At 44.4% G+C, this 24,245-nt stretch carries 21 protein-coding genes and 1 riboswitch; of the genes, 12 read left to right on the top strand and 9 right to left on the bottom strand.

Annotated features, from left to right (window positions below; all coding sequences use genetic code 11):
- Positions 1-103: 103 nt before the first annotated feature.
- Positions 104-2,404, bottom strand: coding sequence for a 5-methyltetrahydropteroyltriglutamate--homocysteine S-methyltransferase (gene metE, locus sps_RS22050; protein ID WP_179948430.1), 2,301 nt, complete (start codon positions 2,402-2,404; stop codon positions 104-106).
- A 233-nt stretch (positions 2,405-2,637) separates the two neighbouring features.
- Here metE and sps_RS22055 point away from each other — a divergent pair, with 233 nt between their 5' ends.
- Complete coding sequence (locus tag sps_RS22055) at positions 2,638-3,543, top strand: LysR family transcriptional regulator (RefSeq protein ID WP_077754448.1); 906 nt, start codon at positions 2,638-2,640, stop codon at positions 3,541-3,543.
- A gap of 165 nt (positions 3,544-3,708) precedes the next feature.
- Here the strand turns inward: sps_RS22055 and sps_RS22060 are convergent, their stop codons facing one another.
- The 3 genes from sps_RS22060 to sps_RS22070 form a co-directional block, all read right to left on the bottom strand.
- Positions 3,709-4,437 (bottom strand): HDOD domain-containing protein, encoded by a 729-nt coding sequence (locus tag sps_RS22060; protein ID WP_077754449.1) that lies wholly within the window; start codon positions 4,435-4,437, stop codon positions 3,709-3,711.
- Positions 4,438-4,737: 300 nt separating this feature from the next.
- Positions 4,738-5,349, bottom strand: coding sequence for an arylesterase (locus tag sps_RS22065; protein ID WP_077754450.1), 612 nt, complete (start codon positions 5,347-5,349; stop codon positions 4,738-4,740).
- A gap of 277 nt (positions 5,350-5,626) precedes the next feature.
- Positions 5,627-7,663: a TonB-dependent receptor gene (locus sps_RS22070; protein WP_077754451.1), complete on the bottom strand. Its 2,037-nt coding sequence runs from the start codon at positions 7,661-7,663 to the stop codon at positions 5,627-5,629.
- A gap of 127 nt (positions 7,664-7,790) precedes the next feature.
- Positions 7,791-8,029, bottom strand: a riboswitch (cobalamin riboswitch).
- A 481-nt stretch (positions 8,030-8,510) separates the two neighbouring features.
- Between sps_RS22070 and sps_RS22075 the strand changes: the two genes are divergently transcribed.
- Both sps_RS22075 and sps_RS22080 read left to right on the top strand, forming a co-directional pair.
- Positions 8,511-8,966 carry a BlaI/MecI/CopY family transcriptional regulator gene (locus tag sps_RS22075; RefSeq protein WP_077754452.1) on the top strand — a complete coding sequence of 152 codons (456 nt, stop codon included), beginning with the start codon at positions 8,511-8,513 and terminating at the stop codon, positions 8,964-8,966.
- A complete protein-coding gene (locus sps_RS22080; protein ID WP_077754453.1) occupies positions 8,959-10,251 on the top strand; it encodes a M56 family metallopeptidase in 1,293 nt (430 codons plus the stop codon). Before sps_RS22075 ends, sps_RS22080 begins: the two co-directional genes overlap by 8 nt.
- A gap of 244 nt (positions 10,252-10,495) precedes the next feature.
- Here the strand turns inward: sps_RS22080 and sps_RS22085 are convergent, their stop codons facing one another.
- Positions 10,496-10,843 carry a DUF805 domain-containing protein gene (locus sps_RS22085; RefSeq protein WP_077754454.1) on the bottom strand — a complete coding sequence of 116 codons (348 nt, stop codon included), beginning with the start codon at positions 10,841-10,843 and terminating at the stop codon, positions 10,496-10,498.
- 406 nt (positions 10,844-11,249) lie between these two features.
- On the opposite strand from sps_RS22085, the gene azu reads away from it, so the two are divergent.
- Positions 11,250-11,663 carry an azurin gene (azu, locus tag sps_RS22090; RefSeq protein ID WP_237158142.1) on the top strand — a complete coding sequence of 138 codons (414 nt, stop codon included), beginning with the start codon at positions 11,250-11,252 and terminating at the stop codon, positions 11,661-11,663.
- A 141-nt stretch (positions 11,664-11,804) separates the two neighbouring features.
- Here azu and sps_RS29155 read toward each other — a convergent pair whose 3' ends face one another.
- The 4 genes from sps_RS29155 to sps_RS22100 all read right to left on the bottom strand — a co-directional run bounded on the left by sps_RS29155 (position 11,805) and on the right by sps_RS22100 (position 13,796).
- Positions 11,805-12,017 (bottom strand): amidohydrolase family protein, encoded by a 213-nt coding sequence (locus tag sps_RS29155; RefSeq protein WP_335695437.1) that lies wholly within the window; start codon positions 12,015-12,017, stop codon positions 11,805-11,807.
- Positions 12,017-12,196 carry a hypothetical protein gene (locus sps_RS29160; protein ID WP_335695438.1) on the bottom strand — a complete coding sequence of 60 codons (180 nt, stop codon included), beginning with the start codon at positions 12,194-12,196 and terminating at the stop codon, positions 12,017-12,019. Before sps_RS29160 ends, sps_RS29155 begins: the two co-directional genes overlap by 1 nt.
- Positions 12,184-12,528, bottom strand: a complete 345-nt coding sequence (locus sps_RS29165; protein WP_335695439.1) for a hypothetical protein — start codon at positions 12,526-12,528, stop codon at positions 12,184-12,186. Before sps_RS29165 ends, sps_RS29160 begins: the two co-directional genes overlap by 13 nt.
- Positions 12,529-12,686: 158 nt before the next feature.
- Positions 12,687-13,796 (bottom strand): FAD-dependent monooxygenase, encoded by a 1,110-nt coding sequence (locus sps_RS22100; protein ID WP_077754456.1) that lies wholly within the window; start codon positions 13,794-13,796, stop codon positions 12,687-12,689.
- Between the two features lie 667 nt (positions 13,797-14,463).
- Here sps_RS22100 and sps_RS22105 point away from each other — a divergent pair.
- The 8 genes from sps_RS22105 (at position 14,464) to lsrK (ending at position 24,204) form a co-directional block, all read left to right on the top strand.
- Complete coding sequence (locus tag sps_RS22105) at positions 14,464-16,362, top strand: pepsin-like aspartyl protease (protein ID WP_077754457.1); 1,899 nt, start codon at positions 14,464-14,466, stop codon at positions 16,360-16,362.
- A gap of 68 nt (positions 16,363-16,430) precedes the next feature.
- Complete coding sequence (locus sps_RS22110; RefSeq protein WP_077754458.1) at positions 16,431-16,967, top strand: GNAT family N-acetyltransferase; 537 nt, start codon at positions 16,431-16,433, stop codon at positions 16,965-16,967.
- Between the two features lie 159 nt (positions 16,968-17,126).
- Positions 17,127-17,921, top strand: a complete 795-nt coding sequence (locus sps_RS22115) for an SAM-dependent methyltransferase (RefSeq protein WP_077754459.1) — start codon at positions 17,127-17,129, stop codon at positions 17,919-17,921.
- Positions 17,922-18,067: 146 nt separating this feature from the next.
- Complete coding sequence (locus sps_RS22120; RefSeq protein ID WP_077754460.1) at positions 18,068-18,337, top strand: hypothetical protein; 270 nt, start codon at positions 18,068-18,070, stop codon at positions 18,335-18,337.
- 140 nt (positions 18,338-18,477) lie between these two features.
- Positions 18,478-18,750 carry a hypothetical protein gene (locus sps_RS22125; protein ID WP_077754461.1) on the top strand — a complete coding sequence of 91 codons (273 nt, stop codon included), beginning with the start codon at positions 18,478-18,480 and terminating at the stop codon, positions 18,748-18,750.
- A gap of 246 nt (positions 18,751-18,996) precedes the next feature.
- Positions 18,997-20,589 (top strand): tetratricopeptide repeat-containing diguanylate cyclase, encoded by a 1,593-nt coding sequence (locus sps_RS22130; protein WP_237157916.1) that lies wholly within the window; start codon positions 18,997-18,999, stop codon positions 20,587-20,589.
- A 110-nt stretch (positions 20,590-20,699) separates the two neighbouring features.
- The gene (locus sps_RS22135; RefSeq protein WP_077754462.1) at positions 20,700-22,466 is read left to right on the top strand and encodes a bifunctional aldolase/short-chain dehydrogenase; all 1,767 of its coding nucleotides are present in this window, start codon (positions 20,700-20,702) and stop codon (positions 22,464-22,466) included.
- A 127-nt stretch (positions 22,467-22,593) separates the two neighbouring features.
- Positions 22,594-24,204 carry an autoinducer-2 kinase gene (lsrK, locus tag sps_RS22140; protein WP_077754463.1) on the top strand — a complete coding sequence of 537 codons (1,611 nt, stop codon included), beginning with the start codon at positions 22,594-22,596 and terminating at the stop codon, positions 24,202-24,204.
- The last annotated feature ends 41 nt before the right edge of the window (positions 24,205-24,245 follow it).

Genomic DNA, 24,245 nt, shown 5'->3' on the forward strand with positions numbered 1-24,245 from the left:
GATCTAGATCCTAGGAACTCGGCACTTCTTAGTTTTAGCTTGTACTTAAAGCTGACAACTATCTTAGTTCCGTCTTGAACTCGAAGCTCGCCACTTTTCAGTCTTACCCCAACCTTCTTCTTAATACCTTAGTCGCTTGCACTAAGTTCTTAAGGGCTGGCTCGACTTCATCCCATGTTCTTGTCTTCAAACCACAATCCGGGTTAACCCACAGTTGGCGTACAGCAATCTTGTCTGCCGCTTTCTCAATAAGTTCAACGATTTCATCCACCGTTGGCGTGTTAGGAGTGTGAATATCGTAAACACCAGGACCTATCTCATTCGGGTATTCGAAATCTTCGAAGGCCGTGAGTAACTCCATACGAGAACGTGAAGTCTCGATGGTGATCACATCGGCGTCCATGGCCGCTATCGCAGCGATAGTTTCATTGAACTCGCTGTAACACATGTGAGTGTGTATTTGCGTCTCATCAGTAACACCTGCGGCGCTCAATTTAAAAGCATCCACGGCCCACTTGAGGTAAGCATCCCAATCACTCTTCTTCAAAGGCAGACCTTCACGGAAGGCTGGCTCATCGATTTGAATGATGCCGATTCCTGCATTTTGCAAATCGACCACTTCATCACGAATGGCCAAACCGATTTGAGTCGCTATCTCCTCACGGCTGATATCTTCACGAGCAAACGACCAATGCAAAATAGTCACCGGACCCGTTAGCATACCTTTAACGGGCTTATCAGTTAGGCTCTGTGCATACTCAGCCCACTCAACAGTCATAGGCGTTGGACGCGATACATCACCATAAATAAGTGGCGGCTTAACACAACGTGAGCCATAACTCTGAACCCAACCAAACTTAGTGAAGGCGAAACCTTGTAACTGCTCACCAAAATACTCCACCATGTCATTACGCTCAGCTTCACCGTGAACTAATACATCGATACCTAGCTTAAGCTGACGCTCAATCGTATCTCTAGTCACCTGACGTAGTTGGTCGTTATAAAACTCTTCAGTGATCTCCTCTTTACGCCAGCGGCTACGCAGGCCACGAATTGCAGGAGTCTGAGGGAATGAACCAATAGTCGTCGTAGGTAACAGAGGTAACTGGTATTTCTGCTGCTGTATGGTTTGGCGGTTAGCAAATTTAGTATCACGCTCATAGTCATCGCTATTAAGCGCAGCAACTCTATCGATAACTTGTTTATCTGCTGCAGCCTCTCGTGCATCTCTGCGCGCTACACACGTCACCAGAATAGCATCGACTTCAGCTTTAGCTGGGCTGTCGGCAGACTGATTTTGAGAATGAGTGAGTAGCGCTTTAAGTTGGGTCAACTCAGACAGCTTCTGCTTAGCGAATGATAATTGTTGCTTCAAAGCCGGAGCCAACTCAGTTTCAACATCGAGATCCACTGGGCTATGGAGCAATGAACAAGAGGGCGCGATCCAGACTCGTCCCTTAAGATCGTTAGCCACAGAGGCGATACGCTCGGCAATCAAATCAATATCTGCCGCCCATACATTACGACCGTTGATCACTCCTAAAGAGATCACTTGCTCAGGCTGTAGGTTTTCCGCAAACAGTGCAAGCTGCTCGGGAGCCGTAACGAGATCAAGATGCAAACCGGCAACTGGCAAGGCTGACACCAATGCTTGATGATGAGCAATGGTGCCATAGTAGCTGGCAAGTAAAACCTTAATCTGAGTATCTTTTAGCGTGTCATAGCTTGTTGCAATAGCGGTTTGCCAATCGGCATCAAGCTCAAGGGCTAGAATAGGCTCTTCGAGTTGCACCCACTCAACACCTTGATCACTGAACCGAGCCAAGATATCTGCATAAGTTTTAATGAGCTTAGGCAGTAGTGAAAGTTTATCGAAATCGCTGCCAACAGCCTTAGATAGAAACAGGTAAGACACCGGGCCTAGCAATACAGGTTTGGCGGCATGGCCTAATGCTTTTGCTTCTTCAACTTCATCGAAAAACTGCTCATAGGCCACACTGAATTCTTGATCAACGGTCAGCTCAGGTACTATGTAGTGATAATTAGTATTGAAGTACTTAGTCATTTCACCGGCTGGTGCATCTTTACCCGATGGAGCGCGACCTCGAGCGACTCGGAACAAGGTATCGAGATCTACGTTAGCATCGTCTTGGTTTCTGTGACGCTCAGGGATCGCGTTTAACGTCGCGCTTAATGCCAAAACCTGATCATAGAAGGCAAAATCACCAACAGGTAACAAAGAAACACCAGCCTGTGCCTGCCATTCCCAGTGAGTTCGACGCAACTCTTTAGCCACCTGCTTAAGCTCTGCCTGACTAATCTCACCACGCCAGTATTTCTCCTGAGCAAATTTAAGCTCGCGCTGACGACCAATTCTTGGAAAACCTAAGTTCGCTATCTGTATCGCTTGTGAAGTTTGCATATTGTATACCTTTTTGCTTTAATATGAGCAGAATTCAGAGTAAACGCGCAAAGAGTGTTATCTGCGAGTCATTGTGATTTAACATCTTTCGATGTAAACACACATTTGGGCGTCTGGACGTCTAGAAGTTTATTGTGATAGTCTATCTTCTGACAAACGAATTGATTTCAAGCGCAACATGAGCAAAATTCATGTTGAGACAAAGTGGGTATATTATGATTGAGCTTAGACACTTACGAACACTTCTAGCCTTAAAAGAGACGGGAAGTCTTGCTGGTGCAGCCAAAAAACGCTTCGTCACTCAGTCAGCGCTTTCTCATCAGATTAAGGAGTTAGAGACCCGAATTAACTCATCAATCTTTATCAGAAAGAGTAAACCTCTGTCTTTCACCCAAGAAGGTGCCCGGCTACTCAATCTTGCCGAAGAGATTTTACCTAAGGTGGTCGAAACCGAATATGACCTCAAGCAGGGGCTCAATGACGAACTTAACCAGCTCGGTGTAGGTATCGAATGCCATAGCTGCTTTCGTTGGTTGATGCCTGTGATGGAACAGTTTAGGACGGTTTATCCAAATGTGAATTTAGACCTTTCCAGCCGACACTTGTTTGATTCACTCAACGCGCTGGAGAGCGGCGATCTCGATGTGGTGCTTACCTCAGATCCTGTTCCGGGGCAATCCATTGCCTATCAGCATCTGTTCGATTTTGAAGTTCAGCTGGTTGTTGCCAACGACCACCTTTTGGCTAAACAAGAATATGTGACGCCAAAGCAACTCGAAAAGCTGGCTATCATCAGCTATCCAGTGCCGTTGCAACGTCTGGATCTCTACCGTCACTTTCTGGAGCCTGCAGGAGTAGAAGCCGGTGAGCAAATCAGTTGCGATCTCACCATGATGCTACTACAGCGTATCGCCTGCAAAGATGGCGTAGCGGCCTTGCCGACCTGGTCAATCAGTGAGTCTTACGGGCTGAACCTAACCGCAATCAAGCTAGGTCCAGAAGGATTAAAGCGCCCACTCTTCGGCGCCTATCGAAAAGACAGCTCCAGCGCACGAATGGCGCAACAGTGGTTAAAGCTGGTAGCCAAAGAAGGACTAGCGAAACAGCATAAGTTGAATTAAAAGCGAGTGGTAAGTGGTAAGTGGTAAGTGGTAAGTGGTAAGTGGTAAGTGGTAAGTGGTAAGTGGTAAGTAAAATCTAAATTAAAAAACTAAAAAAGCTAGACTCTAAAATTAGACTCTAGCTTTTCTTTTATTTACAGCTCTAAACTTACAGCTTAAAACTTTTTACAAGGGCTTCAACAGCTGATTTCTCATCGAAAGCACACGTCTGAGCACTAAACCTGGCGAGTTAGCATCGCGAGTCTGACGCAAATTATGGGCAACCATAAACTCATCTTTAAGCTCTTCATCTAAACCCAAAGATTCAAACGCTTCTATGGTCAAGGTCTGTTTCTGATTATCGATAAGCGACTTGATGATGCTCAAAGGGAACGACTCTTCTGACTCGGCATTTAAGAAGGCAAATGCAGTCAAGGCAATGATCTCACCGAACACGCTAAATAGCGCTAAAGTCTGTACTTCATCCGGGTTGATATCCACCCCTTCCATATGGTGCAAACTATCAACGGCATCGGTAGCAATGCTTTCAGTCAATGACCAATAACCTTGCACTAGCTTTTTGTATGGCTGAGGCAATTCATCGAGACGCTCCTTCAAGTAGAAGGTGAAGGCATATCGATAAATATTCACCTGGCCTAATCGAACTAGGGCATCTTTCAGTGAGCGGTTCTTAGTCGTAACACCTGCACCACTAATCGCCGAATTGCTGCGCCAAAGCATATGAGCTGCTAAAGCAGGATCTGAAGAGACAATGTCGATGACATTGCGGATATCACCATCGGCGATAATCGCTTTCTTTAATGGGATCAATATTCCGCGGCGACCAATCACCTGCTCTTCATTACTAATAATTGCGCGTACTTGAGTGAATACCTGATGCTCAAGATCTGTCATGGGGAGTTTTAACCTACATTATTATTTTGGCGCGACACCAATTGTTATCAGGGAATTTACCCATAAAAAGACCACTAGGGTCAAGTTGATTTCACCTAAATGAATACTTTAACTGTAATTATCTGCCCAAGGTCTGATAACCGAGAGAAAATCACTAAGTTCAAGCTCTATCAGAGCGTTATCAACCATTTCATAAATAAGCCAAATTCCACCTAAAGCCTGAAGTTATCGATCTCTTTATTACACATTTCATAACTTCATTACCTTGATTGCACATATTAATAGCACATATTCGATGCATTATATCGCGCCGGCCTTTTCTAGTCGCTGATAAATCGTTTCAGCTAAAGCGCGGTAGCCAGCATCATTAAGATGAATCGTATCAGATTTCATTGACCGAGTTTTAAGCAAATCCGTTAACGCCTCTTCGATAAGCATAACATCATATGTCTCGGCTAACTCCGAATAGAGGGCTGCCGATGACAAAAAAATCCCCTTCTGAGGCACTGCAATTAACACTACCGGAATCGACTTAGCTTGAGCTAGCTCGATCATCTGCGCCAAGTTAGCTTTGGTCTTGGCTGTAGCTTGATTACGCAGAAAGTCGTTGCCACCTTCGAGTAAAATCAATAAGTCAGGCGTCTCTCGAACAAGTAGCTCTCCTAGCCTGTTCAAGCCTTGTGAGGTCGTCTCTCCTGAAACACCGGCATTGCTCACCCTCAGGCCAGTCAGTTCCGCCAGTACCGCTGGATAATCACCACCATCACTCGCTCCCTTGCCATAGGTAAGACTATCGCCAAAGGCCATAATTTCGGCACTCGCCGCAAGCGGTTCAAGTTTAGGGCCTGAACAAGCAGATATGAACACACATAATACAAATACAATGAAGCGGATAATCATGCTCTTAGCCATCAGAAGACAGAATTAATTGATTCAGCTTAGCATGGGGCATAAAAAAGCTAGGCACAAGAGATAAGGGATAGGAATGTAGCGAGCTTAAGAAAGCTAAGCAAAGCATCAAGTTGCGAGAAACTAGGTTCGAGAATAGAAAGAAAGGAAAATGGAACAGGGAACGAGTAATCAGCAACGCGCAATTGCCCCTAGCTGATTACTCCTTGATGCTTTGTCTTAAGGACTTGATCCTAGGCACTTATTCCTAGGTGTTGGCTCCTAATAACTAGCCCCTTCATTAAAACCTATAGCTTCCAGTGAGGCGAAGTGCGCGGCCTGTACCGGCATAATAACCGTTGTAACTAACACCGGCAGAATTGCTGTAATAACCAGCACTGACATACTGTTCATCAAACAAGTTATCGACGCGAAAGCTAGCAAGCCAAGCATCCTTAGTATAGTTAACTGCCAGGTTAGTCAGCCAGTATGCCTCCAACTTCTCATCGGTATTACTATTATCACCTTCGATAAAACGCTCACCGGTATAAACCACTTCGGTAAATACCTGCCAGTTTTGGTTAGCATCGATACTAAAGTAGCCACGCCCAGTGTGTTCGGCCACCCAAGATAGTTGCTTACCTTCGTTGAGGCCATCGGTAAATTCGGCATCGATATAGTTATATTCGGCCCCCAATTGTACCTTATCGGTTAACTGCCAGTCCCAGTCGGCACTCACACCGTAGCGGCGTGACGCATCGGCATTGACGTTTGCACCTGGAAAGCTTCCACCTGTAGGGGTATCGGCACTTGGATCGAATACGATTTCATCTTCAAGATCTAAGCGGTAAGCACTCAAACGTAATGTGTGCGACTCAGGTGCCCAGTCCCAACCGGCTTCGTATGAACGCCCCGTCTGAGGCTTAAGCCCAATAACATTGGCAGGTGTATAAGCTTGCTCATCGACCTTAGCGAAACGAAAGTTATCATCTGCACGAACATACAGTCTCTGTGTCGCTGTTGGACGATAATTCAACCCTAACTCGAAGGCATGGGCATCTTGATCTAGCTTTATTCCTTCTGGATATGCATTAGGATCAACCAGTTCATCATTCGCTTCAGCATAGCGACCACCGACCACATAACTAAAGCTTTCCGACAAAGGGACTGTCGCTTGCACATAGGCACTGGCCTGCTTCTGCACATTACCACGCCCGCTACCAAATTCTGATTCGCCGCGACTCAGATCGATACCGGTAATGATTTTCAAATCCCCCTTATCTGTTGTAATATTCGCCACAGCCTTAGGTGTAAACTCTAATAGTGAACGTGTGTCTTTTCTCGATGACCCCCACTCATTTAAACCTGTGATAAGGGTGTCTGAATAATTAACATCAGCACCGAGAGACCATTCATCATTTAACTGATACGTATATCCACTACGTGCAGCCGTTGTCATCTCATGCATATAAGCATCATATGCACCCGGCTGTGTTGCATTAGATTGACGTGGGTTTTCTTTAATTTGATCTTTAGTCAATGCCCCTGCTAACTCACGATCGTTATCGTAGTAGCTGGCTTCAACGAAAAAGTCTTGTGGCCCATCTTCATATTGCAGACGGCCTAAAACAGATGAGGTCTTATTGGCATTATGGTCACGATAGTTATCACCTTGATTATAACTCGCAGCCGCGTAGTAACGCCATGTATCATTAATTGCACCAGAGACATCGGCCTTACCTTCATAGGTATTGAAACTGCCACCAGATAACTGAATGCCGCCACCCGAACCCGTTGGTGCCTTAGTGATAATGTTAATCACACCACCGACAGCTTGATCGCCGTACAGTACGCCTGCACTACCGGATAAAATCTCAACGCGATCGATCTGATTGAGTGGAATAGCATTGATGCTAGGCGCCGCTATATCGATATTATTCAAACGGCGACCATCTACCAAGATCAACGTGTTGTTAGCAGCCTGGCTTCCAGAAAAGCCACGCATGGCGAATACAGCATTAGAATTTGAATCTGAAATTTGAATGCCGCTCTGACCACGTAACACTTCAGTTAGCGTGGTCGCGCCGCTCATCTCTATCTGAGCAGAATCGATAATATTCACATTGGCCGCGATATTCAGAGGGGTGTTTTCGCTACGGCCAATCACAGTGATCACTTCATCGACACTGTTTGCCTGGCTTTCACCAGTATTAGCAGCTTCGGCCGCCATAGCGCTCGATGAGACAACTGACAGAGTAAGTACACTGCTGATTAGCATGGCTATTTTTGAAAGTTTGTTTGAATCATTATATGACTCTTTATATGAGAATATACCCATTTTACCTTTAACTCCTAAAAGGAAAACGGGGCAAAAATGTCACGACATAATTAGGCAGTTCGGCTTTAATCCCATAGGGCATAAGCTGCAGTGCATAAGCCGCATCTTGAGATCTGCCCGCCGAAATCTCAAAATCATCTAATGGGCCGGTCTCCGGACTTAGGCTCTGCTATGACGTTTCAAAAACGACATTGCGCGAATTCAGGATATTTTTACGCTCCCTTCTGTCTCTCCATACCGCTAGAGAGTTAGATAGACGCGCCTGACTCTTACCTTTTACCGTTGCGGGGGCAGTGTCAGATTCTCACTGACTTCCCGATTATCCCTTACCTTGAGTGTCGAAAGCCTCAGCAAACAGCTAGGTTTCAACGCATTTAAATAGGTTTAGGCACCACAAAAGATTGACTAAAATATTGTTAATTCGTTCCAAGAACGCACTCAGTTTTTGTAGCCAGTTCTGTACCTAGTTTAACTACCGAGTATTGGTTCCCTGTTCAGCACCGAGTTACGATCCGCCGCATTATAGACGTCTATACGTATAAATGTCTAACTTTTGGATGACATTCTGCTTACCTAAAAGTCTAATTTTATTCTCTTGGCTTTTACTCCGGAAAATTTGGAATAAAACGATTTGTTTAAAAATAATGCAAGCTTATGATTGGCAATCAAAGAAATCTAGCCAACATCCACACAAAACAAATTCACAACCTTTGCATCAATTAATCAACAAAATGACTTGCCAAGTAAGATTACAAGTGTAATCTTACTTCTAGTGATTACATTTGTAATCCATAAAATACATTCAATAAAAAGTAATAAGTACACACTTTGACAATGGGAATAGCCGATGAAAGAGATCAGTAATTCAGAACTTGCCGTACTCAATATCCTATGGGAGTCGTCCCCCATAAGCTCCAATGAAGTGGTGGATAAATTAGCAGTTTCTAACGAATGGCACGAAAAAACAGTCAAAACCCTGCTAAACCGATTAGTAAAAAAACAGGCGATCGGGTTTCAAAAAAAGGGCCGCAGCTATCTCTACTCACCATTAATCAATCAAAGTGAATATCAGATTAAAGAGAGTCAGTCTTTCGTAGAAAGAATGTTTTCTGGTCGTGTAGCCCCTCTGGTTGCCGGCTTTGCCAAAGAGAATAAGCTCAGTGCTGAAGATGTTGCAGAGTTGAGAGCCTTGATAGACAACTGGCAAGAAGAGGACCCGAAAGAGAACAGTTTGAACAAAGATAAATTAAGTAGCGACTCTCAAACAAGCAGTCCTCAAACAAAGGAAACTAATCATGATTAACTGGCTCATACAGCAGAGCATACTCATAAGCTTAGTCTGCGCGTTCATTCTGCTTTTTCATAAGCCACTGCTGAAGCAGCTCGGTGCTCACCACATGTATAGTTTATGGCTGGCTATCCCATTAATGCTGCTTGGCTCTCTAATATTGCAATTTGTGCCTAACTTGTTGGCAGAATCTAAGCTGGACACTTTTGAACACTACAGAGTGCTGGCCTCACTCGCAGTTAAAAACAGTGAAAGCCTTATTCCGATTCCTTTAGTCGCCGCTTTGTGGTTGTCTGGAATGACTGTGATGGCAGCGCTATTACTACTGCAACGACGTTACTTAAATAAGTTGCTGAGCAAGAGTAAACCTTATGCTCACACCCAGAATTGCGATTTAAAAAATCATACGCCGATTTTAGCCGACACTTTACCCATCTTACAGAGCCCAGAAATCACCTCCCCCATGCTAACAGGCGTGATTAAGCCGATGATCATAGTACCGGCTGATTTCCATAAGCTCACCGCCAAGCAACAGCAAGCCGTGTTGGATCACGAGCAGTTTCATCATGAACGCGGGGACATCATCACTAATTTGCTTGCTTATGGTCTGCTCGCCATCTTCTGGTTCAATCCACTTTGCTGGCTAGCCTATCGCCGCTTTCGTGACGATCAAGAACTCGCCTGTGATGCTCAAATCACCTCATCGATGAATACCGATGAAAAAATTGCCTATAGCCATGCGCTATTGGCCTACTCTCAGCACGCTCAAATGGGCATGCTACATACGCACTATGGAAATAAAAACATCTTAAAGGAAAGGATCATACAAATGAAAAAACAACATGGAAAGAGCACCATAGCCATAATAGCAATGACACTTGGACTAGGCCTTGCCAGCTTAATGCTCAACCAGCAAGTACTGGCAGGCGATCATCAAAGCTCTTCGAAAGAATCAGCGAAAGAGTCGTCGGAAAAATCAACCAAAGCCATTAAGAGTCAGGCACACAGTATTCATCCACTGACTCGTGTCGAGCCCAAATATCCAAAAGAAGCAGCTGAAGCGAATCAAAATGGTTATGTTCAGCTCAAGTTCGATATCAGCAAGTCAGGTATGGTCTCTAACGTTAAAGTGATTAAGTCATCACCCAAAGGTGTATTCGATAAATCAGCAGTAAAAGCCCTAAAGCAGTGGGTGTATAAAAAGTCTAAGAAAGGGGCTAAAGGTTCTAAGGTTCAGCTGGATTTTGTTATTGATGAACCCGCTGCCAATGTTGAGCGCATCAAGGTCACAGCGAATTAATAACAGCTGTAGTTCAAAGCAATAAATCAACTTACTCGGACATTCAGCTTGGGCTGATGGGTGAAGTGTTCAAAAGGGGCCGCGCAGCTCTTTTTCTGTATCTGGAGCAAACCGACGAGAAAGGAAAAGTTATTAACTATAAGTGAATCGCAGATCAAATCCCTCTTTCGCTATCCCTGCAATCATGGATAAATACCTCCATGTTAAACAAGGAGGCCTTGGCCCCCATGCTTTTACTCATCGATTAAGCTTCTACAGCCTTAGGATTAGCACCGTATTCATTCTCGCCTATGCTGTCCTGTACATAAAAGATCAACAAAACGATGGCACCAATAAGCGGTACTAGACCGATTAGCTGCCACCAACCTGAACGTCCGGTATCATGTAGGCGACGAGCCGATATGGCGATCGTCGGTATCAACAAACCTAATGCCAGCACAGTTGAAAATATCATAGTGCCTAACGTGATATCGATAACCGCCGCAAGGGTATAGAAAATAAAATAAAACAGCATGTACATCCAAAATTCTTTGCGACGAGCTCGACCTGTAAAATCTGCATATTTCTTTAATGCACCAATAAAATATTCCATATCTTTCCTTGTATTTTTAATCCGTTATTTACATTGCGCGTTTAAAACATTTATAACAATAAAACATTTTTTATTAAAAAGATGCCACCAAGCGAATATTTATCGCCATTCAATTGTAAATTTTCTAAAACAGACCTCTTCACAAACATCCACATAAGCCATTAATATTTATTAGATTTAGCCTTTATTTAATTGATAGACATGACTTCGATATCACTAACAAGCCATGATACAAAACCAATAACGATTCTCATTAACATTCATTTTTATTAAGATAGCGCCGCGGCCAATACCGATTGGTATGGCACACTAATAATCAAAATAAGGATTTCAAATGAAAATCTCAATGAATCGCCTTAAGGCGATAAGCGCAGTGGGTTTACTCGGTTTCAGTGCACTATTCAGTATGTCGTTTAGTGCTATGGCCAATGCCAATGAATGTGAACTTAAGATTAGCGCTAACGACGCGATGCAATTCGACACCAAAGAGCTAAGCGTTCCGGCAAGCTGTAAAGAAGTTACCCTGACACTGACTCACTCAGGTCAGCTACCCAAAGCGGCCATGGGCCACAACTGGGTGCTAACCAAGGCTGCAGATATGCAAGCGGTAGCCAACGATGGCATGGGCGCAGGCGTAGATAAAAACTATGTTAAAGACGGCGACACTCGTGTTATCGCTCACACTGATGTTGTTGGCGGCGGTAGCTCAAGCAGCGTCACCTTCAGCACCGAAGGCATGAGTGCTTCTGAAGCCTACAAATTTTTCTGCTCATTCCCAGGACACTGGGCAATCATGCAGGGCAGCTTTATTATTAAATAATAAGCTGTAAGCTGTAAGCTGTAAGTCTGTATTAGCCCTCCGCTTTTACTTATCACTTACAGCTTACCACTCTTCTTTTTAACTGCCTGCAAGCTCTGTTATTACCTCCAAAAGCTCATTTCAACAAACCGCTGAAGGTTCTTATTTATTCTTATAAACCTTACCGCCTTTCATCACAAAATCCACATCCAATAGCGCTTCTATCTGTTTCAGCAGGCTGGTATCTGTGGCGATAATATCGGCATACTTACCCACCTCAAGCGTGCCTAGCTTATCTGACATATCTATCAAGTCCACGCCATTGACCGTGGCCGATTTTAATATATCAGCATTGCTCATACCCGCCTGATGCATCAATACTGCTTCACGGGCATTGGTGCCATGTTGGGATACGCGCTGTCCGTGCCATAGGCAATTATCACCCCAGCTTTATACACGGCCTTGAAATTATCGGTCATATCCACGCCCCAGCCTTTTGCTATGCCATCACGCAGGGCGTATATCAGCTCAGGCTTAGCGCCTAAATCCCGCACTGTGTAAAAGCTGCCAATAGCGTTAACTTGCCAAAGTGAGCACTGCGTATCGCCACATCGGCATCTGACATACGCAACTTTTCAGTGTCATTCTTAGACCAAAGCTCACCTTGAAGATGCACATGCATATCCATCATTCCCGGCATCACGAAGCAATTTTTCAGCTCGATATAATCCACACCGCTGCCAAATGATTTAAGATCAAGATAGCCCTTTTTTACTTGGCTTATCTTACCGTCTTCAGCGATCACCAGCGTCTGCTCTTTCAATGGCTTATTATCAGGAACGATTAACAGCTCTCCGGCATAGATAACCGTAAAAGATGCCGCCAATAACGGTGCACCAAGTAATAAAGCATAAACTGTAATTATTTTTTAGTAGCATCTATAAATGTAATGTTTGCGGTAATATGACTAAATTGAAAAATAGTCAGATTTTAGAAAAGAGAGCCTATCGAATTTGTACTTCAATAGGCATTTTTCTATTCGTTTTAAAACGCTGAACAGCTATTTACCGTTATAAATTGTTGGTATAACGCTTGTACTTCAGTGGGATTAAAGGCTTCGGTATAAGTCAGTTGGCTTAATCGATGAGTGATGTTTTGTAAATCGTGTGAACGCTGTTGTGCTCGCTGTTGATAACGTTGTAGTGCATTTGGAATGTGATTAAAGTTAGCAGCAAGGCTCTGCGCAAGAATATAAGCATTTTCAATGCCTAAGCTAAAACCTATGCCCATGGTCGGTAACACCGCACAACATGAATCGCCGAGTAGTACAGCATTGTCTCGGCTCCATTGTGAAAAAGGTGCAACATCCGCTAAAGGTGATGGCAAGATCTGTGACTCTGGCGTATTTTTTATCATCTTAAGTAGAAATGGTGAATAGTGCGCAAACTTGTCCAAGATACTATTTTTATCTAGTGTTTCACCTTCAGCAACAGGACATGCTGCAAACCAGTATTTAGAATGATTATCGCGGTCATAAGTATAAGTCACGATGCGTGATTGCATGCCTGCAAAGACATAACATTCATCATCACTGATTTCTGGTGTATCAAAATCAACAGTCCCACGGCAGCAATAAACACCCGGTTGGCGAATATTCACTTCTGGCGCGACAAATTGGCGTACTTGCGAGAATAACCCGTCAGCACCAACGATCACATCTGCAATCAATGGTTCACCATTCATCATGATCACACTGTTGTCGACATTACAGTGTTGACCCGTTTGAATATTGTCTTCACCGTAAGCATCTAATAAAAGTTGATAGAGTTCGCGTCGGTGAAATAGACCGATAGGTGCATTCACTGTAGCGTCTGCCGCTTGTATTGACAGTTGATTAATCATGTCTGATGTTGCTGTTAATGTGGTAACAATATCAACACTGTTACCCGCCTGTTTTATTTTTTCGGCGTCGGTGAGTGCAGCTAAAATTTGCATGCCTTCTGGCCACATGATAATACCAGTCCCATCGGCTCTCGGTTTGTCCGCTTGTTCATAAACAGTGGCTTCAATGCCAAACATTCTTAAGGATAAAGCAAGCGCAAGCCCATTAAGTCCCGCACCTACAACCGCTACCTTTAGATCTTTTTTTCCCATTACCCTTTCCTTTTACTTTAACCCAATTGATTGCATTAGATATTATTCACTGACTGTGTCAAAAATTAACATGATAATATGTTAATTTTAATCATTTGTAATTTTTATGATTCTTTAAAGCAGCTACTATATCGATCACAATTAAAATCAACCTTAATTTAAACGGCTGATTAAAAGGATTTTTTATGAAGTGAGGGTTAACAATTAATGCGCAGCCCATTCCCAGACCGAGTTTTTTCTTGTTGTTATGAGTCATCGATACTTCCTTAAATATGGATATGAATGTGAATCGCTTTTCACTGTTTAAGAATAATCATTCTTCAGTGTATTTAAACAGCCAAAAATCATCACGAACTACAAGCTAGCAGCATGAATGAGTCCATTCAAATAGGCCTTAAAAGCCTGCAAGTATAAATATTTGCAGGCGATAACCATAAAGCAAACTTGCAACTGCCTTGCCGGCATCTGCTCAACGACAGCTCGCCAAAGCGGAATAAAAACCAATTGCTAATGAAGTACTTATGCTTTAAACATATTAAAGCATGCCTCTATCACCAGCCTTTTTAGCCCATGATTGAGTCTGAGGTAAACAGCTGAAAACTAAAAAATTAAGAGTAACTGTAGCTTTAACTTTAAGAATAATTATAACAATAATCAGGGAAGCACCATGAGCACTGACGTTCAACAAGACTACTCAAAACAAAAACCACAAAACAGCTTGAATCAAAAACAGCAGAACACTCCAGAATCAGTTCAATCTCGTACCCTCAAAGTGCCGATTACGAATGTATACGCCATGGGTGGCTACTCTGCTCAGCTACGCATCGGCGCGAATAAAGAGCCCGTGAACCTTATCCTCGATACTGGCAGCAGCACCTTAGTGATAAGTAGCAGTGATTATGTGGAGGAAGATGATTCAGCCCTGATCGCCACCAGCTTTGCTCAAGAGGTCCTCTATGGCGCTGGAGGTTGGGATGGTCCTGTCATACGTACCCGAGTGAGTATTCGTGAAGATGCCATCGACTTTTCTCTTGCTGAGGGCTCTTTATCCGCTGAGGGCTCTTCACTTGATACAGAAACCGATAATGGTAGCCAGCTAGCAACACTTGCCACATCAAATCAGCCTATCATACTCGACAGCTGCCCCGTTGCCATTGTCTCCTCTATCGCTCAGGAAGGAACATTTCTTAACGCCGATGGCATATTAGGCTTGGCATACCATCAACTCAATAAGAGTTACGATCTCAAGGGTTATTTTGAACAGAACAATATCAATCCCGCCCTCACCTACCCTTGGCCCTTCGATGATGAGATCAGCATCTGTGAAACCAGTTATCAACCCAGTGTCCACACTAATACCAAACAAGCCTTAAGCGGCTCTAATAAAAAAAACCTGAGCGTCTCTGATGAAGCAGGCTCTTGTAAATCACACTTTACCAGCCACGATTTACGCAAATTCAAGAAGTTCCTCAAACAGCAGCCAACCCAAGATATCGTGCCCTACTTTACCGATCTAACTCAGCATGGCCTCACCGCCAACAAATTTTCCTTTTACAGTCGCCGATCCAGTGTGCATGTCGCCAGCTCTACTGTTGAAGATCAAAAGAATGCTAACGGTGACAGTCAAGAGAGAAAAACAGAGCTGAAAAACAAGTTCAAACAACTAGCCCAAGACCCGCTAAATCAGGGGTGGTTGATTATCGGTGGTGGCGAAGAACATACCGAGCTATATCAGGGAGAGTTTCAAACCATCTCTGTAGTCGAAAACAAGTACTACAACGTTAACCTTATCTCCATCCAGATCGGCGACCAGCTCGAGATCGACAGTCAGCTCACCGACGAGCTTGAACAGGAACTAGAACAATACAGCCTTGATCCTTCTTTAAATGAAGACAGCCCTGAGCGTATTGAAAGTGCCTACAGCGAAAAAGAAGACAGCCCTGAGAGTATAGGAAATCCTGAGCGTAATAAAGAGCTTGCCCTACTCGCCGCTATCGGCCTAAACAAGGAGATGCGCGGCCGCAGCAACGCCATTGTCGATACCGGCGTATCGGGTATCGTATTTACCAAATATCTCTACAAAGCCATGATTGAAAGCTTCACCGCTATCAACCCCAAGTTTGCCGAATTAATCGCACCATTTAAAGAGATAGCCCATCAATATCAGGGCATAGACCAGAGCCAACTTAACCTCAGCGAATGGCCCACACTCACCCTCAGCTTCCTCGGCGAAGCCCATCACAATCCCGACTCAAACAAAGAGCCAGCCTTGAGCGTCTCTAATAAAGAACTGAGCGGCTCCAGTTTAGAGAAAAGCGCCTGCGGCGGCTCAGATGAAACAGCCCTGAGCGGCTCTTTGCAAAAAATAGATATCACCATCAAGCCCGAGCACTACTGGCAAACCAACACTCCAAGCGAAGGCAAAGCCTGCTTTAAAATTCTCTCCCAGCTCCCAGGTTGGCCTAATCAGTCGCTGCTAGGTTTGCCGCTAATGAATGATTACTACCTCATCTTCGACCGCTCCGCCCATGAAACTGGGGTGATTCGCTTTGCCAAGCGAAAGTAGAAGCTGTTGCGAGTTACGAGTTACGAGTTACGAACAAGATAGAAGAACAAAAAAGAAAGGGAAGAAAAATGCACAAGTTTGAAACTGAGCGCTTATCAATGCGACTTCTCGATGGACAAGATAAGTGCCTATATTGCCAGATCTATTCAGATGAAAAAATGATGAGACGTATCGGTAAGGCTATGACCTATGAAAACGCCGAAAAGAGTTTTCATATTGCTTTGAAAAAAAATCGAGTAGAACAGTCACCGTTTATCACTTGGGTTATTTGCAATAAGCAGACTGGTCAAGCGCTTGGGATTCAAGGCCTAATGCAGCAAAAGCAAAGCCCATTTTATGCTGATGTGGGCATTATGCTACTGCGGATATCACATGGTAAACAGATCCCTGAAGAGGCCGTAACCGGGCTTTTAGCCTATGGATTTTCACAGCTGAACTACCAACGTGTTTATGCTAGTTATTCTAATAAAAACTATGCAACTGTACGTGTAACTAAGAAAATGGGGTTTATTCCAGAAGAAACTAACGCTACAGGCAGCAGTTCATGCTATTTAACAGCAGAAACTCTGAAGTCAGAAATCTCTTATGAAAGCCGAGTAGATTGATAAATAAAGAGATTACCAACCATTTACAATTCCAAAACAATTCAATAACTGTTATCTTCGTGAATAATCGCTCGGGCCCATTTAAAACTCAATTTACTTTTTCTTAAGTTCATAAATAAGCCAGACAATGTCCAATAAAAATAAAAGAAAGGACTCAAGATGCCAGGTAGTTTAGCTTGTGTAGGTATAGGGATGACATTGGGGGCACATATCTGCCCGCTCGCTAAGAGCTATATCGAACAAGCCGATGTGGTCTTTTCAGGTGTCTCAAATGGTATTGTCGAGCTGTGGCTACAGGAGATGCACAGCGATGTACGCTCACTGCAGGTCTACTACAAAGAGGGCAAATCCCGCCATATCACTTACCGTGAGATGGTTGATGCCATCTTAACCGAAGTTCGCGCAGGCAAAAAAGTGGTCGGCGCATTTTATGGTCATCCGGGGGTATTCGCCCACGCACCGCACAAATCGATAGAACTTGCTAAAGCTGAAGGTTTTGATGCCGTCATGGTTCCAGGCATTTCGGCTGAAGATTGTTTGATCGCCGATCTCGCTATCGATCCTGGAAAATTTGGTTGTCAGCAATTTGAAGCCAGCCAGTTTATGTTTTATAAGCGCCGCTTCGATCCATCGAGTTATCTAGTGCTGTGGCAGATTGGGCTAGCAGGCGATAAGAGTATGGCTAAGTTTGCCACCGGCGCCGCTCACCGTCAGGTATTAATAGAGCTGCTATCAACTGAATACCCGCTCGATCATCAAGTGATCTTATATGAAGCGGCGGTACTGCCAATAGACACAGTACGTAAACAAACACTGACACTGGCCGAACTGGCCGATGCTGACATTTACATGCATACCACCTTGGTTATTCCACCAAGCCAGAAAATGCAGCCTAATCAAGCCGTATTGGATAGATTGGCACAGATAGAGAAAGAAGCTGAAAGAGAGCTGTAAATAGCCCTGAGCACTAAGTTATAAGTGGTAAGTAGAGAAAGATCAAAAGCAGTACAAGCTCCGCTTTACTTAAAACTTAAAACTTAAAACTTCCATTAAATGGACTTTAATCAAAACAACAAGGAACCCTTATGAAGGAACACGTTATGAAAGAAGCAAAAACGTCAAACATTATTCAGCAGCTAGAACGTATGGGACAAGATGCCAGCCTGCAGGCAACTGCCGAATTTGAGCAGATCGTTAATGACTCAACTTTAGACAATGAGCTCAAGCAGAGCCTACTCAATAAAGACGTTATCTCACTCGAGAAGCAGTTAGATGTATGCCCGGATATAGTCTGCGTCTTGGTTGCGCACGAAGAAGATGAAGATGACAGCATAGATGTAGAGAGCAGCCCCTTGAGCATAGTGGCCTAACAGCCTTGAGTTTATAAAAAGCCAGCCCTGAGCGTAATAAAGATAAAGCACTGGATACTGAAACAAGTTCAGCATGACGGTTCAGTGTACAAAATGTAGAATTTGTAGCTAAAAATCAACAATAAAAAAGGAACCAGAAAATGTCGAACATTATTCAACTGCTAGAGCGTATGGGACAAGATTCAGAACTGCAAACAGAGCAGAGCTTTGAGCAAGCGATTCAAGACTCCGCACTCACCAATGAGCTAAAACAGTCTCTACTAAACCGAGATAATATCAGCCTTAAGCGTCAGCTCGATGTTTGTCCTGATGTAGTTTGCATTCTACTACCAAGTGAAGATGAAGATAAATCTGACGAAAAAGATGAAACCGAAGACAAGCAAAATGATATTCGCACATTAAAAGTTGGTTAAACCGTAGTGAGCTTTCTAATAAAAAAACCAAGCATATTGATCATAACCTTAATATGTTTGAGTTTTTTTTCTTTCAACCTAAAAGCCGTACAGGATATAAGTTTCGATAAACAACTAAAAAATGCTGATAGGATAAGAAGTAGCAACCCAAATAAGTTTAATGAGATAGTTACTAGCCTTTTACAGCAAAAAAGCTCTCTTACGCATGATCAAATTCTTCATCTATCCTATCTAAATGCATATAGGTTGACATATAAAGGGCAATTTGATGACGGAATCCTGCTTTTTTTAAAAATAGCAGACTCCGATGCCAGCAGCTTACTAAAAATAAGAGCAAACATATCACTAGTCAATATTTATGCTATATCAAAAAAGTGGACTAAAGGACTATCGTCTTTATCTAAAACGATAGAGCTAATTCCTAGCATTGAGAGTCAAGAAATAAGACAGCTTGCTATTGCTTCTGCTGTATTATTTTATAACCAGCTTGGTCAATATGAGCTTGGTCTATCTTTCGCAAATAAACTTCTGCATGAACCTATTGAAGGTCGAACACTTTGTGTAGCCCACAACCTAAAACTAGAATCTCAATTCGAGCTTGGGCTACTCAAAGAAGGTGATCCGCAGATCCTTGAGGGGATTGAAGCCTGCCAGCAGAGCAATGAAGTGGTTATGGAGAGCGCCATCTATAGTTATCTGGCCGAGCTGCATCTGAAGAATACGAATCCTCAGAAAGCAATTTTAGCCCTCGAAGAGAACTTACAGGCCATTGAGCAAAGTCGTTACGCACCAATAGTCGCACTCTACTACTCCTTGTTAGCCAAGTCATACTTTCAAATAGAATCAGATGCTATAGCGGAAGATTACGCACAAAAAACCATTCAGCAAACAAAGAATATCGCGAATTCTAAACCTGAAGTTTCATCCTACAAGGTCCTCTACCAAATAGCCGAATCCCGTGGTGAACATCAGCAGGCACTTGAATATCATAAGAAGTATGCCGAGGCCGATAGAGCTTATCTGGATGATATCAAGACTAAGCATTTAGCCTTCCAGTTAGCTGAGCATCAGACCACAGAGCAGAAAAGCCGCATCGAGTTGCTAGATAAACAGAACAACTTGCTAACCATTGAGCAGAAACTATCTGCGATCAAAGCGGAAAACAACCGACTGTTTATCGCCATGTTGATTGCGATTATTACCTTACTGGTGTTTTGGGCCTATAAGTCCTGGATGACACAGAAACGCCTTAAACAGTTGGCCGAATATGACGCGCTAACAGGCATTTTAAACCGTGGCCACTTTACACAAGTCGCCCAGAGCGCACTTAAATATTGTGCCAATACGGATATGTACCTGAGCTGCATCTTGTTTGATCTCGATAAGTTCAAGAATATTAACGATAGCTATGGTCACGCTTGTGGGGATTGGGTATTAAAGAAAGTCGCTAAGGTATGTCAAGCTCAGGGGCGTAAGAATGATATCTTTGCCCGTCTCGGCGGTGAAGAGTTCTGTATCGTACTGCCAAGCTGTGATCTCGTTACCGCGACTAAGCTTGCCGAAGAATATCGCAAAGTCATCGAGCGAATCGATTCAGCGGATTCTGGATTCGACTTTACTGTTAGTGCCAGCTTTGGTGTGACTGATACCCTACGTTCGGGACATGCATTAGAGAAGCTCATCGCCGATGCTGACGAAGCTATGTATGAATCGAAACATAATGGCCGTAACCGGATCACGGTTTATTCCGTACCAACCGAAGATGCAGACTCTGATAAAAATACAGCTGCCAATTCAGGAGGTGCTCAAGCTGACCAGCCTTTGTTCACGGGGAGCTAAAGACTTAGAGAAGTTTCAAGCTATAAGTGCTAAGTTTTAAACTAGTTATTTAGCGTTTAGTACCTAGATTCTAGGTTCTGGAAACTTCCCTAAAAATAAAAGGAATTTCTATGCAAAGCTTGTGGCATGCTGAAACAGCCAGTCAATTCGTTACCCCTCTCGAATTAAGAGTCTATACCTCACGTCTGTTAGGCCAAGAGCCATCATTAGTGCTACATGGCGGTGGCAATACCTCAGTTAAGACCCAAGTCAAAAACCTGTTTGATGAGACCGAAGAGATACTCTTTGTTAAAGGCAGCAGCTGGGACTTAGAGACCATTGAGGCCGAGGGTTTTGCGCCTGTTAAAATGGACGTGTTACTGAATATGGCCAAGCTGCCAGAGCTGACCGACAGTGACATGGTCAAGTATCAACGCGCCGCCATGATAGACCCAAACGCGCCTAACCCGTCAGTCGAAGCCATACTGCACGCCATTATCCCCTTTGCTTTTGTGGATCATACTCACGCTGATGCCGTTGTGACCCTGACCAATACAGGCTCTAGTTCAAGCTCGAAGGGCTCCGTCTATATCGAACAACTTTTTGGTAAACGTGTACTGGTTATCCCCTATGTGATGCCAGGCTTTGCCCTGGCTAAACTGGTTTATGAGATGACTCAGAACATCGACTGGCAGTCGATAGAGGGGCTAGTGCTAATGAACCACGGCCTGTTTACCTTTAGTGACGATGCCAGAACAGCTTACGAGAACACCATAAAGTTGGTGACGGAAGCCGAAAATTTTATCGAAGCGAATCTTTGCATCAATGCCGAAGAACGAGAAGAGGCGGATGAAAAGAGCCTTGAGTACTGTGACGAGAACATACATATTGATCTGGTGGAGCTCGCAAAAATCCGCAACTTGGTATCGGCGCAAAAAGGCGCACCGCAAGTAGCGCTACTAAATAGCAGCAAGGGCTCATGTCATATCGCCTCACACCCAGAGCTTAAAAGCATCGCCAGCCGCGGCCCACTTACGCCGGACCATGTCATTCGTACTAAGCGCATTCCAGCTATTTTGAATGACGATTTCGAAGCCGACCTTAGTGATTATGCCCAAGACTATATCGAATATTTTGACCGCTATCAGAGCGGCCAAACCATGCTTAACTACGCTCCGAACTTTGCTATCTGGCAAGGTAAAGCCGCTATATCTTTCGGCAAGACAGTCAATCAGGCCTTAATCATCGAAGACATCACCAGCCATACCTTCGAGGCCATATTAACTGCCGAAGCTCTTGGTGGTTATCAGGCTCTGAGTCCAGCTGATATTTTTGCAGTGGAGTACTGGGAACTTGAACAGGCTAAACTGAAAAAGGGCGCGAGCTCAAACAACAAACCTTTATTAGGCAAGGTCGCCATGGTAACCACGGCCGCAACACAAGTAGGTCAAGCGATTGTGACTCATATGGAAGCTTTAGGTGCTAACGTGGTCGAACTTGGTGAACATCTTGAGTTTGATACCTTAGACAAGTGTCAGGAAGCGGCTGAAATCGCCATCATAGATTTTGGCGGATTAGACATAGTTATCTGCCTTGGGGATGACCCATCTAACCTAATGTTACTCAAAGCCTGTGAAACCTTTTTAGAACATGGGATCAATCCCACGGTATTGTGCGTCAACCACGGCGCCCTGCCAGTCATGAGCAATAACATCATTCAGGTACTACACCTCGCCTGCTCAGAAAGTCCGACGTTAACCTCACAGGATAATTCTAAAATATTAGTGCGTAAGACCAATGGCGAACATCCACAAAGCGGCGTATTTAATCTACTCAGTGCAATAACCATGATGTTGTCGAATGATTACATGCCTCACGAGGAGGGGGTAGTGGTTTAAAGCTGAGAAGTAGTTTTAAGTGGTAAGTCGTAAGAACAAGCAATGATCCGCGCCAGCTCTTACTTATCCCTTACAGCTTAGCGCTTACATCTAAAAGAAAGCTCAAACGCAGCATAAGGAAATGAACATGGAAAACTATCTGTTAGCCATAGATGCGGGGACGGGCAGCGGCCGTGCCGTGCTGTTTGATTTGCAGGGACGCCAAATCTCCGTGGGGCAAGAGGAGTGGCAGCACTTAGCCGAAGCTGGTGTCGATAACTCCATGGGCTTCGATTTCGATAATGACTGGCCGCTGCTGTGTCGCTGTATCAAGCAAGCCATCCACAACGCTAATATCTCACCCCGGCAGATCATCGCCATTTCCGCTACAAGTATGCGCGAAGGCATAGTGGTGTTTGATGAAGATGGCACAGAAATCTGGGCCGTCGCTAACGTCGATGCCAGAGCCTCTCAGCAAGTGATGGCATTGAAAGAGTCCTCACCGGATATTGAATATCGTGATTATCAGCAGTCCGGGCAAACCTTCGCTCTTGGCGCCCTGCCCCGCTTACTCTGGCTCAAAGAGCATCATCCGGAGCTGTATGACAAAGCTGATTCTGTTGCCATGCTTAGCGACTGGGTGTTAGCCAAGCTAAGCGGCATAATCGCGACCGACCCATCCAATGCGGGCACCACAGGAATTTTCTCCCTCTCCTCTCGTAACTGGGTGCCAGAAATGGCAGAGGAAGTTGGCCTAAACCCTGCGATATTTCCACCAGTGGTCGAGACTGGCACCCAGATAGGTAAAGTCACCGCACAAGCCGCCAGTGAGTCAGGGCTCAGTGCTGGTACAGCTGTGGTGATGGGCGGCGGGGATGTTCAGCTTGGCGCTGCAGGTCTGGGAGTCGTCAACCTCGGTGATATCGCGGTGCTGGGCGGCAGTTTCTGGCAGCAGGTGGTAAACATTGATTCCAAGATGCCGCCACCGGAAGATATGTCCATTAGGGTTAATCCTCATGTGATCACCGGACTCTCTCAGGCCGAGGGGATCACGTTTTTTAGCGGCTTAGTGATGCACTGGTTTGTGGATGCCTTCTGTCATTTAGAGAAACAGCTAGCCGAAGAGCGCGGCATAAATATCTATGCCTATATGGAAGAGTTAGCCCAGCAAGTGCCTGTGGGCAGCTATGATATCTTGCCGATTTTCTCCGATGCTATGCATTACGATCACTGGTATCACGCCGCACCTTCATTTATCAATCTTTCACTGGATGCGGGCAAGAGCAACCCGGCTTGCCTGTTTCGCAGCCTGCAGGAAAATGCCTGTATCGTCTCGGCCATTAATCTCGAGAATATCCAAGTATTTAGTAAACCCAACACAAATACAGCAGGCTTTGCCGATGCTCGTAAACAAAGCGAAGCAGAACAGGCGATAGTATTTGCAGGTGGTGCCAGTAAAGGCTTCTTATGGCCGCAAATTCTCGCCGATGTCACCGGCAAGAAAGTCAAAATACCTCAAGTTAAGGAAGCCACATCTCTGGGCTGCGCCATGGCCGCCGGCGTTGGTGTGGGCATCTATGCCAGCATCAAAGCAGCGGCAGACTCGATAGTTAGCTGGGAGAAAGAATACCAGCCCAACATGGAAAACCATGTGAAATACCAAGTTTTAAAAGAGAAGTGGATTCAAGTGTATGAGCAGCAATTAAAACTGGTCGATAAAGGCCTAACCAATTCAATGTGGCAAGCGCCGGGGCTTTAAAACTTGTAGGACCGGCTTTAGCCGGGAGAGATTAAATAAAG

The sequence above is a fragment of the Shewanella psychrophila genome, from assembly GCF_002005305.1.
In the GTDB taxonomy this organism is placed as follows: Bacteria; Pseudomonadota; Gammaproteobacteria; order Enterobacterales; family Shewanellaceae; genus Shewanella; species Shewanella psychrophila.

Excerpts from the sequence above, each read along its gene's own strand:
- sps_RS22055 (WP_077754448.1), top strand. The coding sequence starts at position 2,638 with ATGATTGAGCTTAGACACTTACGAACACTTCTAGCCTTAAAAGAGACG.
- sps_RS22060 (WP_077754449.1), bottom strand. The coding sequence starts at position 4,437 with ATGACAGATCTTGAGCATCAGGTATTCACTCAAGTACGCGCAATTATT.
- sps_RS22065 (WP_077754450.1), bottom strand. The coding sequence starts at position 5,349 with ATGGCTAAGAGCATGATTATCCGCTTCATTGTATTTGTATTATGTGTG.
- sps_RS22070 (WP_077754451.1), bottom strand. The coding sequence starts at position 7,663 with ATGGGTATATTCTCATATAAAGAGTCATATAATGATTCAAACAAACTT.
- sps_RS22075 (WP_077754452.1), top strand. The coding sequence starts at position 8,511 with ATGAAAGAGATCAGTAATTCAGAACTTGCCGTACTCAATATCCTATGG.
- sps_RS22080 (WP_077754453.1), top strand. The coding sequence starts at position 8,959 with ATGATTAACTGGCTCATACAGCAGAGCATACTCATAAGCTTAGTCTGC.
- sps_RS22085 (WP_077754454.1), bottom strand. The coding sequence starts at position 10,843 with ATGGAATATTTTATTGGTGCATTAAAGAAATATGCAGATTTTACAGGT.
- azu (WP_237158142.1), top strand. The coding sequence starts at position 11,250 with ATGTCGTTTAGTGCTATGGCCAATGCCAATGAATGTGAACTTAAGATT.
- sps_RS29155 (WP_335695437.1), bottom strand. The coding sequence starts at position 12,017 with ATGCATCAGGCGGGTATGAGCAATGCTGATATATTAAAATCGGCCACG.
- sps_RS22100 (WP_077754456.1), bottom strand. The coding sequence starts at position 13,796 with ATGGGAAAAAAAGATCTAAAGGTAGCGGTTGTAGGTGCGGGACTTAAT.
- sps_RS22105 (WP_077754457.1), top strand. The coding sequence starts at position 14,464 with ATGAGCACTGACGTTCAACAAGACTACTCAAAACAAAAACCACAAAAC.
- sps_RS22110 (WP_077754458.1), top strand. The coding sequence starts at position 16,431 with ATGCACAAGTTTGAAACTGAGCGCTTATCAATGCGACTTCTCGATGGA.
- sps_RS22115 (WP_077754459.1), top strand. The coding sequence starts at position 17,127 with ATGCCAGGTAGTTTAGCTTGTGTAGGTATAGGGATGACATTGGGGGCA.
- sps_RS22120 (WP_077754460.1), top strand. The coding sequence starts at position 18,068 with ATGAAAGAAGCAAAAACGTCAAACATTATTCAGCAGCTAGAACGTATG.
- sps_RS22125 (WP_077754461.1), top strand. The coding sequence starts at position 18,478 with ATGTCGAACATTATTCAACTGCTAGAGCGTATGGGACAAGATTCAGAA.
- sps_RS22135 (WP_077754462.1), top strand. The coding sequence starts at position 20,700 with ATGCAAAGCTTGTGGCATGCTGAAACAGCCAGTCAATTCGTTACCCCT.
- lsrK (WP_077754463.1), top strand. The coding sequence starts at position 22,594 with ATGGAAAACTATCTGTTAGCCATAGATGCGGGGACGGGCAGCGGCCGT.